The following is a 1,740-nucleotide window of genomic DNA, read 5'->3' as shown; positions in this document are numbered from 1 at the left end:
GCCTTCCCACGTGCTGCTCGCCATGGGCCTGGACGAGAACACCGCACGCGGCGCCCAGCGCTTCACCCTGGGTCACGCGTCCACGGACGCCGACGTCGACGCCCTGCTGGCCGCCCTGCCCGCTGCCTACGCCCGCGCCCGCCAGGCCGGCATGGCCGGGCACGTCTCGACCATCGAGACCGCGGGGACTGCCGCCCGTCGCCCCGTCGACAGCTAGCCTGCCGAACTTCCGTGCCGCGGACAGCTAACCTTCCGGAAGCAACTGCCCGAGCGGGATGCCCGGGTCCGCGAGGGACTCCGCGGACACCGCGGCGCGTGCGGCAATGAGGGCCTTGATGGTCTTCTGCGGCTTGTCCGCTCGGGGCCAATTGACGTTCATGCCGGCCACCACCTCGCCCCCGCGTTGCCAGAAGGCTAGGAATTCCTTGTCCTCGAGTGAGCCCCGGACCACGGGCGCCCCGTCGACGAGCGTGGGGTATCCCGAATACTCCATACTGACGTCGTACTGGTCGGTGTAGAAGTAGGGAATGGTGTCCAGCACCGCTTCCTCGCCGAGCATTGCCCGGGCCGCGACCTTCCCGCCGGTGAGCGCGTTGGACCAGTGCTCGCTGCGGTGGTGGGCGCCGGTGAAGGGGTGCAGGGCGTTGGCGACGTCTCCCGCGGCGAAGATGCCGGGAGCGGAAGTCCGCAGCGAGGCGTCCGTGAGGATTCCGTTCTTCAGCTCGACGCCGGCGGCCGCGGCGAGCGTGGTTTCGGGAACGACGCCGACGGCGATGACCACCAGGTCGGCGGCCAGGACTTCGCCGGCGTCGGTGCGGACGCCGGTCACGCGGCCGGTGTCGCCGGTGATCTCGGCCGCCGACGCCGGGAGCCGGAACCGTACACCGCGGGACTCGTGCAGCGATCGGAAGAAGGCGCCCAGTTCGGGACCGATCGCCGCCGCCAGCGGCACCTGCTCCAGGCCCAGCAGGGTGACGGTGTTGCCGTAGGAGCACGCGGCGGCCGCGAGTTCCATTCCGATCCAGCCGGATCCGACCATCACCACGTTCAGGCCGCCGCCGGCCAGGGCCTCCCGGAGCGCCCGGCTGTCGTCGAGGGTCCGGAACGTCATGACGCCGTCCAAGCTGCTGCCGGGCAGCGGAATCGACCGCGGTCGGGCACCGGTGGCCAGCAGCAGCGAGGTGTATCCGAGGCGGCCGCCGGCGCCGAGGTCCACGGTCCGGGTCGTCGCGTCCACGCCGGTGGCCGGCACGSCCAGGCGGAGGTCGACGTCGTGCTCCGCGTACCAACCGTCCGGGACCACCGGCAGCGACTCCTCGCCCTCCTTGCCCAGCAGGTACTCCTTGGACAGCGGCGGCCGCAGATAGGGGGCATGCGCCTCCTCCGCGATCACGGTGACCGGGCCGTCGAACCCCTCGGCCCGCAGCGTCTTGGCGGCGGTGGCACCGGCCAGTCCGCCGCCCACAATCACAATGCCTTCACGATTCATCTCTGCGCCGCCCGCCTGTGCGTGTGCCGTATTTTCTAAAACCGTTAGGCCTGACGTTAGAATCCCGGGGCGGTGCCGTCAAGGCTTTTGGGGGAGGAATCGGCGTGGCGATAGAATGGGGCGGCAGGCGTTGTGTTAGTCCCACTGCTTTTGGTTCCACCTGGACCTACCGGTTGGGCCCAYCGCCGGCACTACCCCCAACACCTACAGAAAGCCAGGTGGAACCAAAAGCAGTGGGACTAACACAACGC

At 69.9% G+C, this 1,740-nt stretch carries 1 protein-coding gene and 1 pseudogene; one reads left to right on the top strand and one right to left on the bottom strand.

Annotation, left to right across the window (positions count from 1 at the left end; translation table 11 throughout):
- A pseudogene (locus AB4Y86_RS18225) lies at positions 1-217 on the top strand (cysteine desulfurase NifS); the annotation flags it as partial.
- A 27-nt stretch (positions 218-244) separates the two neighbouring features.
- On the opposite strand, the gene AB4Y86_RS18220 reads toward AB4Y86_RS18225, so the two are convergent.
- Positions 245-1,489, bottom strand: coding sequence for an NAD(P)/FAD-dependent oxidoreductase (locus AB4Y86_RS18220; protein ID WP_441403556.1), 1,245 nt, complete (start codon positions 1,487-1,489; stop codon positions 245-247).
- Positions 1,490-1,740: the final 251 nt, after the last annotated feature.

This window comes from Arthrobacter sp. 2YAF22_2 (assembly GCF_052114645.1).
In the GTDB taxonomy this organism is placed as follows: domain Bacteria; phylum Actinomycetota; class Actinomycetes; order Actinomycetales; family Micrococcaceae; genus Arthrobacter.
The sequence above is the reverse complement of the archived record's forward strand: the minus strand, read 5'-3'. Positions and strand labels throughout refer to the sequence as shown.